We start from the raw sequence: 14,115 nt of genomic DNA, 5'->3' as shown, positions 1-14,115 counted from the left end.
CCGTGACCGCCCGGCAGGTAGACCGCGTCGTAGTCCTCGAGGCGCACGTCCGAGAGCTTGAGAGGACGGCGCATCACCTCGGCGTCGCGGATGATACCGGCCTGACGCGGGCGGGCAGGGGGTCAGCGGGCGTTGACCGGGGCGGTACGGCGCTCGCGGTCGCGCTGCTCGATCTTGTCCCGGATGAGTTCCATCTGAACGCGCGAGTTCCGGTTGATGTTGTCGGTCATCCACGCGTCGTCGACGGGCGCGTCGGGCCGCATCGCGAAGTCCTGCGTCCAGTGCAGCTTCGTACCACCGGGGACCTCCGAGTACTCCCAGCGGATGTTCATGTGCTCGAACGGGCCCGGTTCGACGCGGCGCGCGACGACCTTGCGCCCGGCGCGGTCGGTCGTGCGCTCCGAGACCCAGCTCCACACCTTGCCGTTCTCGTCGGGGTGCATGGTCAGCCGGAACCTCGTCCTCTCGCCGTCCCGTTCGATCACCTCGACCGCCGCGTACTCACTGAACAGCCGCGGCCAGTTCTCCAGATCGTTCGTCACGTCCCAGACCAGGTCGAGGGGTGCGGCGATGGTGATCTCGTTCTCGGTGTGTCCGGACACTTCAGGCTCCTGTCATGAGGGTGTGGTTGACGAGGTCGAGGAATTCACGGGGCGTCTTGCACCGGTCGGCGTCGGCCGGGAGCGGCCTGCCGTGCCGGTTCTCCAGCACGCCCACGATGCCGAGGAGGCCGAGCGAGTCCAGGCCGTACTCGTCGAAGCCGGACGCGGGCCGGCTCTCCATCTCCTGCGGGTCGACGCTGACTCCCGCGCCCTTCTTCATCAGCGCAGCCAGCTCCTGGTAGGTCAGTGGACCGTTCATGAGGACTTCTCCTTCTCACGCGTGGATAGCGGTGGGGCGCCGCAGCACGATGGCCGCGTTCGAACCCATGAGGCCGCGGCTCAGCACGAGCGCCGTCCGCAGTTCGGCGGGGCGCGCCCGCCCGGTGACGACATCGAGTTCGTGACAGACGTCGACGACGTTCGGGGTCGGAGGTATCAGGCCGAATTCCATAGCCAGTACGGCGGCTGCCGCGTCCAGCACCGGCGCCCCGCAATAGGCCCGGCCGATCCCGGTCTTGGGCGCCGTCACGGGTACCCGCTTGCCGTGCACGCCGAGCGCGTCGGCGATGGCCAGTGCTTCGGCGCGGTCGGCGGAGGGTACGCCGAGGGCGTCGGCGAAGACCACGTCGATCTCCTCCGGCGCACAGCCGGCCTCCCGCAGGGCGCCGCTGATCGCCCGGGCGAGCCCCTCCCGGGACTCCTCCCACCGGGACGCCCCGGTGAACGTCGCGGAGTGGCCCGCCAGTTCGGCCCTGATCCGGGCCCCGCGGCGGTTCGCCGCGGCCTCCTCTTCGACCACGAGCATGGCGCCGCCCTCGGCGGGTACGAAACCGCACGCGTCCGAGGTGAAGGGGCGATAGGCCCGGTCAGGATCCTCACAGTCGCTGAGGTCCTCGTACCCGAGCTGGCAGACGACCGAGTACGGAGCCAGAGGTGCCTCGGCGGCGCCGACGACCACGGCTTCGGTGCCGCCGCGGATGGACCGGGCGGCATGCGCCAATGCGTCCAGGCCGCCCGCTTCGTCGCTGGCCACGACGGCGCACGGCCCCTTGAATCCGCCCCGGATGGAGATCTGGCCGGTGCTGGCCGCGTAGAACCAGGCGATGGACTGGTAGGGGCCGACATAATTGGACCCCTGCCCCCACAGCCGTTGCAGTTCGCGCTGGCCGAACTCGCCGCCGCCGGAGCCGGCGGCGGTCACCACTCCCACGGCGAACGGGTCGCCCTCGTAGTCGGCCCGGCCGATCCGGGCATCGTCGAGGGCGAGATCCGCTGCGGCCATCGCGAAGTGCGTGAACCGGTCGGTCTGCACGAGGTAGCGTTCCTCGATCAGGTCCACCGGGTCGAAGCCCCTGACCTCGCCTGCGACCCGCAGCGGCAAATGCTCGCAGCCCTCGCGGGTGACGCGGTCGAGGACGCTCGTTCCTTCCTGCGTCCTCTTCCAGAACGACTCCGTGGTCGTGCCGTTGGGGGCGACTACACCGATGCCGGTGACGACGGTGCGCCTGGCCTTTCGGGTGCTCATGGTGTCCTCCCACCTGTTCTGGTCAGGGCCACGGCGGACTGGAAACCACCGAATCCGCTGCCGACCGACAGGACGCTGCGCAGCTTCCGGGGCCGTGCGTCGCGCGGCACGTAGTCGAGGTCGCACTCCGGGTCCGGGGTTTCGTAGTTCGCCGTCGGCGGCACCGTCTGGTTGACCAGGGACAGTACGCAGGCGGCGATCTCGATGGCGCCGATGGCGCCGAGCGAGTGACCGACCATGGACTTGATGGAGCTCATGGGCACCTCGTAGGCGTGCGTACCCAGGGCCCTCTTCACTGCGGCCGTCTCGTGGCGGTCGTTCTGCTTCGTGCCGGATCCGTGCGCGTTGACATAGTCGATCTGTGAGCTGTCTATCCGGGCATGACCGAGGGCCCGGTTGATGGCCTCGGCCATTTCCAGTCCCTCGGGCGTCAGCCCGGTCATGTGATAGGCGTTGCCGAAGGTGGCATAGCCGGCGATCTCGCAGTACACGGTGGCACCGCGGGCGCGGGCATGTTCCAGCTCCTCCAGGACGAGTACGGCTCCGCCCTCGCCCATGACGAAGCCGTCCCGGCGGGCGTCGAACGGCCGGGAGGCGTGCTCCGGGTCGTCGTTGTTCGCGGAGGTCGCCTTGATCGCGTCGAAGCAGGCCACCGTGATCGGGGTGATCGGCGAGTCGGACGCCCCTGCGATGCAGACGTCGACCCGCCCCTCCTCGATGGAGTGGAACGCGTACCCGATCGCGTCGAGGCCGGAGGTGCAGCCCGTCGAGACGGTCTGCACCGGGCCGTGCGCGCCGACCTGCTCGGCGACCGCCGAGGCGAGGGAACTGGGTGAGAAGGCCCGCTCCAGATGGCGGCCGGCCGGACGGTGGTCGACGTCCCAGCGGGCGCCGCTGCCACTGACGGCGACGTAGTCGTGCTCCAGCCGGGTGGTGCCGCCGACGGCGGTGCCGAGGGACACCCCGATGCGCCAGGGGTCCACCTTCTCCGGGTCGAGGCCCGCGTCGCCGAGGGCTTCCCTGGCGGCGACGAGCGCGAACTGGATGTACCGGTCCGACCGGGCGATCTCGTCCTCGTCGAGGCCGTGGGCCGCGGGGTCGAAGTCGCACTCGGCAGCGATCCGGGAGCGGAATCCCACCGGGTCGAACAGGGTGATGCCGCGCGTCGCGGTGCGTCCGTTGGCGAGGAGGTCCCAGAAGGCCGGCGCGCCGATTCCGCCCGGGGCGACGACACCGACTCCGGTGACCGCCACGCGCCGGTTCATGAAGCCGCCTCGGTTCGTTCTGGCGGCGCGGCCCGGCCGGCGGTCTCGGCGGTCTCGGTGTGCTCGGTGTCGACGTGCCCGAGCTCCGGACGCGGGGCGAGCGGACCGAGGTGGAAGACCATGCGCGCTTCCACATCTCCCACGTTACGGAACCGGTGACGTACATACGGAGGGATCAGCAGGCCCTGGTCGGGCCGCATGGCATATGGTTCCCCGTCCAGGTCCACCTCCAGGAGACCGTTCACGACGTACACGAACTCCTCCGAGTACGGGTGGTAGTGCTCGCCGATGCGGTCGCCGGGCTGCACGATGGCCAGCCCCATGAAACCGCTGGTGGCACCCACGGCGGTCGGCGTGAGCATGGCGCGCAGGTCGCCTCCGCGCCTGCGGTTGGGCTGGGTCTCACTGAGGTCCACGATGCGTGGCGGGTGCGTGGTCATGACTGCTTTCCTCCTGGCGCAGTGCGCGTAGTGTTGACGGGTCGAGCGAGAACCCCCCAGGGCGCTGACGCGCGGTTCAGGAATCCGCGGCCCGCCGATCGGTGATCAGGGTCATCTCGGACTTCTTGAGGAAGCGCGAGATCTCCTGGTCGTTGGTCGGCGCGGCGTTGACGCCGCCGTCCAGGAGCCGTCCGAGCCGGGTCACCTTGGTGGGGTCGTCGATGCCCAGAGCCTGAGCGGGCTGCGCGTCCAGCGGGCCGACCATTTCGAGGAGCCGCACGACGATGTCGTCGCGCTGGAAGATGGTGCTGCTGTCGATCGGGCTGGTCCGGTCCTCGGCCGCCTCCTCGTCGTTACCGGCGAGCAGCCGGGCGAGCGCCATCCCGCACCCCTCCTTGGCCTGGTAGAACAGCGCGTACCGGCGGATGTCCGCGGCGTTGTGCCGGCCGGCGGTGACGTGGTGGACCGTGGGCAGAGCCGCCCGGGTGAAGAACACCCGGGCGGAGTTCTCGTCGCTGAGGTCCCGGTCCTGCTCCAGGTACGGGTTGATGGCCTCCTCGACGGCCCTGACCTCGGGCTGACGGGACACATGGCGCAGCGCCGCAAGGAGGTCCCCCTCGACCTCGACGGCCCGGACCACCCGGTTTCCGTGCATGAAGAGCGAGGTACGCCGCAACCGCGTGTGCTCGTCGACCCTGGCCTGCGGGGAGTCGTAGTCGGCGAGGATCTTCGCGACGACGTCCTCACTGCCGGGCTTCACGGTGAACGTGAGGGCGTGGCGGACCACGCCGTCGCCCAGCCGGGGGGCGGACTGCAGGTTGCGCTTGGCGGCATCGGGGGTGCTCTCGAAGGCGCTCCCGGTCTCCCGCAGCACGGAGAAGCGCAGCGACCGGGTGTCGCGCACGCAGCTGTGCAGGGGCTGGACCGTCTGGACGTGCTCCTCGCTGTTGACCCAGGCGAGGAAGGGCGGTGCGCTCTCCCATTCGCTGGTGATGAGCCACTGCGAGGGGTTCTCGATCGACTGGCACAGCTGGTCGCTGATGTGCCCGGGTACGGATGCCACCTGATTGCGCAGGTGCTCGTACGCCTCAAGGAATTGGTTCTGGGCTCCGTCGTGCAGATCCAGCAGCAGAACGACCCGCAGCCTGGAGCCGTCGAAGGCGGACTGCGAGATCCGTTCCGAAAGGGTGGTCATGTGTCGTTCTCCTTCGAGACGGCGTGGCGTCCACGTGAATGGCAGGCCGTCGGTTGTCGAATGGGATCGGAGCGGGGAATCTCCCGGCGGATGCGTACCGTCCGCCCCCGCGCCGCGGGCTGCGTCTCCGTGACCGATCGTGAAACGCTGGTCCGGTCGACGCGAGATTTATGAACCGTTCAGGTGAGCAGCCGTCCGGGGGCCGTCCGAACGGCTCCCGCAGGGGCATGAACAATGCATCTGTACGGCGTCGGAGCTGGAGCAACTGATGAACGAGAACGTCGACCTCCGTGTACCCGTCCTCATCGTGGGGGGCTCCCTGGTGGGCCTGTCCGCCTCACTTTTCCTCGGCCGGCTCGGCATCGAGCATCTGCTGGTCGAGAAGCACGCGGCCACCTCCACACACCCGCGTGGCCGCGGCAACAACGTACGAACCATGGAGGTGTTCCGCACGGCGGGAGCCGAACAGCGGATCCGGGAGGCCGCTTCGGTGCTCGCGGAGAATCACGGGATTCTGCAGGCGGGCTCGCTGACCGGTGACGACCAGGAGTGGCTGTTCAAGGAGATCGACCCGGGCGGCGGACTGGCACGGTTCAGCCCGAGCGGCTGGTGCCTGTGCAGCCAGAACGATCTGGAGCCGGTGCTACTGGCGCAGGCCCGTGAGCAGGGCGGCGACATCCGGTTCTCCACCGAAATGATGACGTTCGACCCGAATGGCTCAGGGGTGGACGCCGCACTGAAGAACCGGGAGACCGGTGAGCACATCAGCGTCCGTGCGGACTACCTGATCGCGGCCGACGGTCCGCGCAGCCCCATCCGGGAACAGCTGCGGATCGGTCAGTCGGGACCCGGCGACCTGTTCCACAACGTGAGCATCACCTTCCGCTCGCGGAAGCTCGCCGACGTGCTGGGCGACCGGCGTTTCATCGTGTGCTATCTGACCAACCCCGAGGCGGACGGCGCTCTGTTGCCGGTGGACAACAAGAAGGAGTGGGTGTTCCACGCGCCGTGGCATCCCGAACACGGCGAGACGCTGGAGGACTTCACCGACGAGCGGTGCGCGGAACACATCCGCCGGGCGACCGGTGCCCCGGACATCGACGTGGAGATCACCGGGAAGGCCCCGTGGCACGCCGCAGAGCGGGTCGCCGAACGATACGGCCGGGACAGAGTCTTCCTCGCCGGGGACTCCGCCCATGAGATGTCGCCGACCGGGGCATTCGGCTCCAACACCGGTATCCAGGACGCGCACAACCTCGCCTGGAAGCTCGCCGCCGTGCTGCGCGGCGAGGCCGGTCCGGGGCTGCTGGACACGTACGAGGCGGAGCGGCTGCCCGTGGCGCGGGCAACGAGCGAGCGGGCCTCGTCCCGTTCCGCGGAGCACAGCCACCCCGGATATGCTCCGGCTCCCGGTGTCGGCGGCGGGAAGAAGGGCGGCCTGCTGCCGGTGGCACTGGGGTACCGCTATGTCCGTGGCGCCGTGCTGGGTGTGGACGCCGAACAGCCGGTGGTGCCGCAAGGGCTGCGGCTGAACGGTGACCCCGGCTCCCGGGCACCACACCTGTGGGTCCGTCAGGCAGGCGAGCGCAAGTCGACGCTGGACCTGTACGAGCAGTCGTTCGTGTTGCTGAGCGACGGCGCGGATGTGGCGTGGCGCCGGGCGGCGGCGCGCGTGGCCGACCGTCTTTCGGTGCGGCTCGACGCGTTCGGTATCGGCGCCGGCTCCGACCTGGAGCCGGAGAACGGGGCGGACTGGGCACAGGCGCACGGTACGAGCGCCGAGGGTGCGGTGCTGGTGCGCCCCGACGCCTTCGTGGCCTGGCGCTCGGAAGGTTCCGTCACCGATCCGGAGGCGACGTTGTACGACGTGCTGTCCGCCTTGCTCAGCCGGGGCTGACGCCGCCGGCCAACGGTTCGTCGATGTCCCGGTCCACGCCGAACGACCGCAGAGCCGCAAGGAACTCTGCCGGCCGGGCGGTGTGGACGAGATGTCCGGCGTCGATGGTGACCAGGCGGCAGTCGGGGATCTGCTGGGCCATCCAGGCAAGCTGGTCCTGCGCGAGGTGGCTGCCCGGACCCCCGCCGATGATGAGGGTCGGGGCGGTGATCTCGCCGAGGCGCTCGCGGGCCGCTGGGTCGGGGGCGTTCAGCTGGGCATCGATCGACGGGACCACGGGCCAGTCGAAGTCGAGTTCCGTGTCGGGGCGTTGGGCGGGCGGGCGCGGCGGATCGAGCGGGATGAGCGGCGGGGCCTCCTCGATGACGAGCCTGCCGATCAGTGCTGGTTCCTGTTGGGCGAGCAGGAACGCGGCGACGCCGCCCATCGAATGTGCGACGACGGTGGCGCCGGACAGATTGCGGGCCTCCAGGAAGGCGTGCAGGTCGTCGCGGAACAGCTCGAAGGAGTAGCGGCCGGTCCATTCGCTGAGGCCGTGGCCGCGGAAGTCGAGTGCGTACACCCGGCGGTCGGCGGCGAGTTGTGCCGCGATCTCCGTCCAGGTGCGACTGGATTCGCCGCGCCCGTGGACAAGGACGACGGGCGGAGCGGACGGCTCGCCCCACACCCGGTAGGCGAGGCGAATGCCTCCGGCCTGGACGCTGCGCACCTCGGGGTCGAGGAAGGCGCTGACGGTGCGGACGAAGGCGCCCGGGTCGTCGATCCACGGGTAGTGCCCGGCGCCGCGCTGCACGGCGAACTCCGCGTTCGGGAACAGCGCGGCCAGTTCGGCGGCGCGGTCCGGGGTGGGTCCAGCGTCGTACTCCCCCGCGAGGACGAGCACGGGCGCCGTGACGCCTTTCAGGGCGGCGACAGTGCCGGCCGGATCGAACGCACCATCCTGGTAATAGGCCTTGGCTGCCTCGAAGTTGGCCTGCTCCGGGGCTGCGGCGGCGTGCGCCCGCGCGGCGGCGTCCCACCGTCCGTACGTGAACGGCTCGATCGCGGACCATGCGTCACCGGGGGAACGCCGCCCCGCCCATATGGACTCCAGCGCGTCCCGGCCTTCTGCGAACCACGGTTCGTCACGGCGCAGTTCACAGGCGTCGCGCCAGTCGTCGTCGGTGACGGTGATACCGGCGGCGCGGGTGCCGGGGGTGACGAGGGTGAGCGTGCGCAGCCGCTCCGGGTGCCGGGCGGCGTAGAGCGCGGCCAGGTTGGCGGACGCGGAGTGGGCGAGGAGATCGATGCGCTCGTGGCCCAAGTGGGCGCGCAGTGCCTCCATGTCGTCGACGAGCCGGTCGCAGCGGTACGTCGATGGGTCGTCCGGCGCGGCGGAGTCCCCTGTGCCGCGAAGATCGAGCAGCACCAGTTGGCGGTGGGCGGCGAGTCCGCCCAGGTCGCCGAGGTAGGAGCTGGCCCGCATCGGCCCGCCGGGCACACAGATCAGCGGCTCGCCCTCCCCCAGCAAGTGATAGGCGATCCTGGTCCCGTCGTATGCGTGGAAGGTCGGCATGTACGCCATCCAAACAGGACCCATGCCGTGATGCAGCTGTGTTCGGTATGAGCGTATCCACGATGTGGGACGGCTCCTGGGCGGGAAGCCCAGCCGGTGCCGCGGTCCGCCGCCAGGCGGCGTCACCGGCCCGCGCGTCACCGGCGGACCGGAGGGGCTACGCACGAAGGCGTCGCCCGTTGCCCGGACTCAACGGACCGGGCCGTCGCGTCGAGTCGTCCGGTGCCCCGCCGGACCGGTCACCGTCTCTCGCGGACGCCGCCCTGGCGGGGTCCGCGCTCGACGTCGGCTGCGGCGCGATCATCGATGAGGGCCCTTCCTTCGGATCAGCCCGGCATGATCCGAAAGAAAGGCCCTCAGGGGTCACAGCTGCGCGAGCCGGTCACGCAGCTCCCTCTTGAGGATCTTCCCGCTGGCGTTGCGCGGCAGTTCGTCCACGAAGAGGACCTTCTTCGGTGCCTTGAAGTGGGCGAGCCGCTCGCGGGCGTGGTCGATGAGTTCGGCCGCGGTCGCGTCCCCGCGCAGCACCACGACGGCGGTGACGGCCTCGATCCAGCGCTCGTCGGGCAGTCCGACGACCGCTGCCTCAGCGACGGCGGGGTGGGTGTAGAGGGCGTCCTCGACCTGGCGGGAGGCGACCAGGACACCGCCGGAGTTGATGACGTCCTTCACCCGGTCGACGACCGTGAAGAAGCCCTCCGGGTCACGGACGGCGAGGTCGCCGGAGTGGAACCAGCCGTCGCGGAACGCCTCGGCGGTCTCCTCCGGCTTGTCCCAGTAGCCCTCGCACAACTGCGGCGATCTGTAGACCACTTCGCCCGCCGTGCCGTCCGGCACCTCTTTGCCGTGCTCGTCGACAACCCGTGCTTCGACAAAGAGCACCGGCCGGCCGCAGGAGTCCATCCGGCCCTCGTGCTCCTCGGGCCCGAGAACGGTGGCGAGCGGGCCGATCTCGCTCTGTCCGAAGCAGTTGTAGAAGGCGAGCGCGGGCAGCCTCTCGCGGAGCCGTTCCAGTACCGGGACCGGCATGATCGACGCGCCGTAGTACGCCTTGCGCAGCCCTCCGAGCTCGCGGGTCGCGAACTCCGGGTGGTTGGCGAGCCCGATCCAGACGGTGGGCGGGGCGAACAGACTGTCCGCCTGCCCGGCCTCGACGAGGTCGAAGATCCAGCCGGCGTCGGGCGCGTCGAGGATGGTGTTCTCCGCGCCGACCGCGAGATAGGGCAGCAGGAACACATGCATCTGCGCGGAGTGGTAGAGCGGCAGCGAGTGGGCGGGCCGGTCGGTGGGACGCAGGTCGAGGGCGGTGATCGCACTGACGTATTCGTGGACGAGGGCGCCGTTCGTCATCATCGCGCCCTTGGGGAGCGCGGTGGTACCCGAGGTGTACAGCAGTTGCACGAGGTCACCGGCGGCGGGTTCGCGCTCTGGGGTGAAGGGGCGCGGGGTGGCGAGCGCGCCGAGCAGCGAGTCCGGTGCGTCGCGCAGCGGCCGTACGGCGAATCCGGCCGGGATGCGGTCGCTGAGTGCCGGGTCGGTGAGGACGAGGGCGCTGCCCGACTGCCGCAGGATGTAGGTCAGGTCGTCGCCGGTGAGGTTCTGGTTGACCGGCACATGGACCAGCCCGGCACGGGCACAGGCGAGGTACGCGATCAGGTAGGCGTCGGAGTTGTGCGCGTAGGAGGCGATCCGGTCGCCGGGGTGCAGGCCGTGGTCGGCGAGGAGGACGGCCGCCGCGGTGCTGACCGCCGTGTCCAGCGTCCGGTAGGTCCAGGACCGGTCGGCGTACCGCACGGCGGTGCGCTCGGGGGTGCGCCGTGCGCTGCGGGTCACGACGCCGTCGACTGTGGAGCTGCGTACACCTGTCATGGCGTGATCCTGGGCGGCCGGGACCGGGCGGTCAAGGGTTCTGTTACTGCCGAGTTGTTGACAGGGCTACGGACGTGCTGGCTGAGTTACGCGTGGTGTCTCGGGGCATCCGAGCAACCGCCTTTCTCGCCCGCACAGTTGGGAGGACCCTTGCCCCTCCGTAACCGTCTGAGACTTCTCGCGGTGTCCGGTCTCGCGCTGTTCACCGTCTCGGCGTCCCTGCCTCCGGCCGTGGCCGACGCCTCGCACACCCGGCATCCGTCGGGCGGTGCGCTGTCCGCCGTGATCCGCTACACCGAGTACGGCATCCCGCACATCGTGGCGAAGGACTACGTGGATCTCGGGTTCGGCAACGGCTGGGCGCAGGCCGCCGACCAGGTGTGCACGCTCGCCGACGGCTTCGTGACGCTGCGCGGCGAACGGTCGCGGTACTTCGGTCCGGACGCGGCTCCGGACGGTTCGCTGTCCTCCGCGACGAACAATCTCTCCAGCGATCTCTACTTCCGCGGGGTCCAGGACAGCGGCACCGTGGAGAAGCTGCTGGCAGTGCCCGCCCCGGCCGGTCAGAGCCATGACGTGAAGGAGCTGGAGCGCGGTTGGGCGGCCGGATACAACGCCTGGTTGAAGCAGAACCGGATCAGCGATCCGGCCTGCCGGGGCGCCGACTGGGTGCGGCCGGTGACGATGCTGGATGTCGCGACCCGCGCCTTCGCGCTGTCCGTGCTGGGCGGTCAGGGCCGTGGGATCGACGGCATCACGGCGGCGCAGCCGCCCTCGGGCGCACCGGCGTCGCCCGGTGTTCCGCCGGGTGAGGCGGCGAAGGCGGCGCAGCGGCTGCTGTCCACGCAGAACGCTGACATGGGCTCCAACGCGGTCGCGTTCCGGGGCAGTACGACGGCGAACGGGCGAGGGCTGCTGCTCGGCAATCCGCACTATCCGTGGCAGGGCGGGCGGCGGTTCTGGCAGTCGCAGCAGACCATCCCCGGGGAGCTGAACGTGGCGGGCGGTTCGCTGCTCGGCTCGGCGACCGTGTCGATCGGGCACAACGCGAACATCGCCTGGAGCCACACCGTCGCCACGGGTGTCACCCTCAATCTGCATCAGCTGACCCTCGATCCGGCCGATCCGACCGGGTATCTGGTGGACGGCAAGCCGGAGCGCATGGTGAAGCGCACGGTCTCGGTCGCGGTGAAGGGCGGCGCCGCGGTGACCCGGACCCAGTGGTGGACCCGGTACGGTCCGGTCGTCACCTCCCTCGGTGCCGGGCTGCCGCTGCCCTGGACGGCGACGACCGCGTATGCCCTGAACGACCCGAACGCCACGAACCTGCGGTCCTCGGACACGGGTCTCGGGTTCAGCAAGGCGCGCAGCACCGCGGACATCCAGGCCGCGTTGCGTCGTACCCAGGGGCTGCCGTGGGTGAACACCGTCGCCGCCGATTCCGCGGGCCATTCGTTCTTCTCGCAGTCGCAGGTGCTGCCGCGGATCACGGACGATCTCGCGCAGCGGTGCTCCACCCCGCTGGGCAGAGCGACGTATCCGTCGTCGGGGCTCGCGGTGCTGGACGGTTCGAGGAGCGACTGCGCGCTCGGTTCGGACCCGGACGCAGTGCAGCCGGGCATCTTCGGGCCGGGCCGGATGCCGACCGTCAAGGATGCTCCGTACGTCGAGAACTCCAACGACAGCGCCTGGCTGACCAACGCCGAGGCACCGCTGACCGGCTACGAACGGGTCTTCGGCACCATCGGCACACCTCGCTCGATGCGGACCCGCGGCGCGATCGAGGATGTGTCGGCGATGGCGGCGAAGGGCCGGCTGACAGTCGGCGACCTGCAGGAACAGCAGTACGCGAACCGCGCCCCTGCCGGTGACCGGGCGGCGGCCGATCTGGCGCGCGCCTGTGCGGTGCTGCCCGACGCAGCCGCGGCCGGCAGCGACGGCCGGGCGGTCGATGTGTCGGCGGCGTGCGACGTGCTTGCACGCTGGGACCGGAAGTTCGACGCCAGCAGCCGGGGCGCACTGCTCTTCGACCGGTTCTGGCGCCGGGCCACCGCCGTACCGGCGACCGAGCTGTGGAAGGTGCACTTCTCCCCCACCGACCCGGTCGGTACCCCGCATACGCTGAACACCGCGGCGCCGCGCGTCACCGCGGCGCTCGCCGACGCGGTGGCCGAACTGCGGGCGGCCGGGATCGCTCCGGACGCGCCGTTGGGCGCGAACCAGGTGGTCGTGCGGAACGGGAAGCGCATCCCGGTCGGCGGTGGTACGGAGTCTCTCGGCGTCTGGAACAAGACCGACCCGGTGTGGGACGCCGCGGGCGGCGGGTACACGGAGGTCTCGGCCGGCTCCAGCTACATCCAGGCGGTCGGCTGGGACGGCTCCTCGTGCCCGGTGGCCCGCACCCTGCTCACGTACTCCCAGTCCTCGAACCCGAACTCACCTCACTACAGCGACCAGACCGAGCTCTTCTCGGGTGAGCGCTGGGTGACATCCCGGTTCTGCGAGAAGGACATCGTGCGCTCGCCGGCGCTGCGGGTGGTGCGGGTGCGCGAGCACCGGTAGCACGCTCCGGAGGCAATTCGGCCCCTGACCGTTTCCGGGCAGTCAGGGGCCGGTCCTTGCGTGCGGTCAGGGGTTGATCGCGAGGACGACGAACGCTGCGAAGATCGCCAGGTGGACGCCGCCCTGGAGCAACGTGGCCCGTCCCGGTACGACGGTCAGCGTGCCGACCGCCACGGTCAGCGCGAGCAGCACCATATGGGTGGCGCCGAGGCCGAGCTGGAGCGGTCCGGGCAGCCAGACGGAGGCCAGGGCGATGGCCGGGATGGTCAGCCCGATGCTGGCCATGGCCGACCCGAGGGCGAGGTTGAGGCTGGTCTGCACGCGTTCGCGGTGGGCAGCCCGGACCGCGGCGAGGGTCTCGGGCAGCAGCACCAGCAGGGCGATGACGACACCGACGACCGCCTGCGGCAGCCCAGCGGCCTCCACGCCGGCCTCGATCGTCGGCGAGACGGACTTGGCGTCGCCGACGACGGCGACCAGCGCGAGCAGCAGCATGGCGACGCTGAGCGCGGTGGCGCCCCGGCCGGGCAGCGCCGCGTGCTGCTCTTCCTCCTTGAGCCGGCCGTCCTGGGTGAGCGGCAGGAAGTACTCGCGGTGCCGGACGGTCTGTACGGCGACGAACAGCCCGTACAGGAAGAGGGACGCGACGGCGGCGAAGGTGAGCTGCGCGGTGGAGAACTCGGGGCCCGGTCTGCCGATGGTGAAGGTCGGCAGCACCAGACTGAGGGTGGCGAGGGTCGCGACGGTGGCGAGGGCGGCGCCGGAACCTTCGGCGTTGAAGACGGCGACCCGCGAGCGCACCGCTCCCACCAGCAGGGACAGTCCGACGATGCCGTTACAGGTGATCATCACGGCGGCGAAGACGGTGTCGCGGGCGAGCGCGGACGTCTTGGGGCCGCCGTCCACCATCAGGGTGACGATCAGGGCCACCTCGATGACGGTCACGGCGACAGCCAGGACGAGCGAGCCGAACGGTTCGCCGACCCGGTGGGCGATCACCTCGGCATGGTGGACGGCGGCGAGCACGGCGCCCGCGAGACAGAGCGCGACGACACCGACGGCAAAGGCCGGCAGCACCCGCCCCCAGCTCAGCACCAGCGCCACCGCCGCGACAATCGGCACGACCACGGTCCACTGGGTAGCCAGGGACCGGACCGTCGCGCTCGTGTTCATGAGCCACACGCTGCCAGAGGTGGCCGGGGCTC

General features: G+C 70.4%; 11 protein-coding genes. 2 read left to right on the top strand and 9 right to left on the bottom strand.

Annotated features, from left to right (window positions below):
• Nucleotides 1–122: 122 nt before the first annotated feature.
• From AB0915_RS13355 to AB0915_RS13330, 6 genes are all read right to left on the bottom strand, one after another.
• On the bottom strand, nucleotides 123–602 hold the full coding sequence (locus AB0915_RS13355) for an SRPBCC family protein (RefSeq protein WP_366691189.1): 480 nt from the start codon (nucleotides 600–602) through the stop codon (nucleotides 123–125).
• A gap of 1 nt (nucleotide 603) precedes the next feature.
• On the bottom strand, nucleotides 604–861 hold the full coding sequence (locus AB0915_RS13350) for an acyl carrier protein (RefSeq protein ID WP_358862486.1): 258 nt from the start codon (nucleotides 859–861) through the stop codon (nucleotides 604–606).
• A 15-nt stretch (nucleotides 862–876) separates the two neighbouring features.
• The gene (locus AB0915_RS13345) at nucleotides 877–2,127 is read right to left on the bottom strand and encodes a beta-ketoacyl synthase N-terminal-like domain-containing protein (RefSeq protein ID WP_366691188.1); all 1,251 of its coding nucleotides are present in this window, start codon (nucleotides 2,125–2,127) and stop codon (nucleotides 877–879) included.
• On the bottom strand, nucleotides 2,124–3,392 hold the full coding sequence (locus AB0915_RS13340) for a beta-ketoacyl-[acyl-carrier-protein] synthase family protein (RefSeq protein WP_366691187.1): 1,269 nt from the start codon (nucleotides 3,390–3,392) through the stop codon (nucleotides 2,124–2,126). The genes AB0915_RS13345 and AB0915_RS13340 overlap by 4 nt, the downstream gene beginning before the upstream one ends.
• Entirely contained in the window at nucleotides 3,389–3,832 is a 444-nt protein-coding gene (locus AB0915_RS13335; protein WP_366691186.1) for a cupin domain-containing protein, read from the bottom strand. The genes AB0915_RS13340 and AB0915_RS13335 overlap by 4 nt, the downstream gene beginning before the upstream one ends.
• A gap of 76 nt (nucleotides 3,833–3,908) precedes the next feature.
• On the bottom strand, nucleotides 3,909–5,027 hold the full coding sequence (locus tag AB0915_RS13330; RefSeq protein ID WP_366691185.1) for a SchA/CurD-like domain-containing protein: 1,119 nt from the start codon (nucleotides 5,025–5,027) through the stop codon (nucleotides 3,909–3,911).
• 268 nt (nucleotides 5,028–5,295) lie between these two features.
• On the opposite strand from AB0915_RS13330, the gene AB0915_RS13325 reads away from it, so the two are divergent.
• Nucleotides 5,296–6,924, top strand: a complete 1,629-nt coding sequence (locus AB0915_RS13325; RefSeq protein ID WP_366691184.1) for an FAD-dependent monooxygenase — start codon at nucleotides 5,296–5,298, stop codon at nucleotides 6,922–6,924.
• Here AB0915_RS13325 and AB0915_RS13320 read toward each other — a convergent pair.
• Complete coding sequence (locus AB0915_RS13320) at nucleotides 6,911–8,479, bottom strand: alpha/beta hydrolase (protein WP_366691183.1); 1,569 nt, start codon at nucleotides 8,477–8,479, stop codon at nucleotides 6,911–6,913. The genes AB0915_RS13325 and AB0915_RS13320 overlap by 14 nt on opposite strands.
• Nucleotides 8,480–8,842: 363 nt before the next feature.
• Nucleotides 8,843–10,348, bottom strand: coding sequence for an acyl-CoA synthetase (locus AB0915_RS13315; protein WP_366691182.1), 1,506 nt, complete (start codon nucleotides 10,346–10,348; stop codon nucleotides 8,843–8,845).
• Nucleotides 10,349–10,498: 150 nt separating this feature from the next.
• Here AB0915_RS13315 and AB0915_RS13310 point away from each other — a divergent pair, with 150 nt between their 5' ends.
• Nucleotides 10,499–12,910, top strand: a complete 2,412-nt coding sequence (locus tag AB0915_RS13310; RefSeq protein WP_366691181.1) for a penicillin acylase family protein — start codon at nucleotides 10,499–10,501, stop codon at nucleotides 12,908–12,910.
• A gap of 66 nt (nucleotides 12,911–12,976) precedes the next feature.
• Here AB0915_RS13310 and AB0915_RS13305 read toward each other — a convergent pair whose 3' ends face one another.
• Nucleotides 12,977–14,083 (bottom strand): ionic transporter y4hA, encoded by a 1,107-nt coding sequence (locus AB0915_RS13305; protein WP_366691180.1) that lies wholly within the window; start codon nucleotides 14,081–14,083, stop codon nucleotides 12,977–12,979.
• Nucleotides 14,084–14,115 lie beyond the last annotated feature (32 nt).

The organism is Streptomyces sp. NPDC048411, from assembly GCF_040704695.1.
In the GTDB taxonomy this organism is placed as follows: Bacteria; Actinomycetota; Actinomycetes; order Streptomycetales; family Streptomycetaceae; genus Streptomyces.
This window is presented reverse-complemented; position numbering and strand designations above follow the sequence as displayed.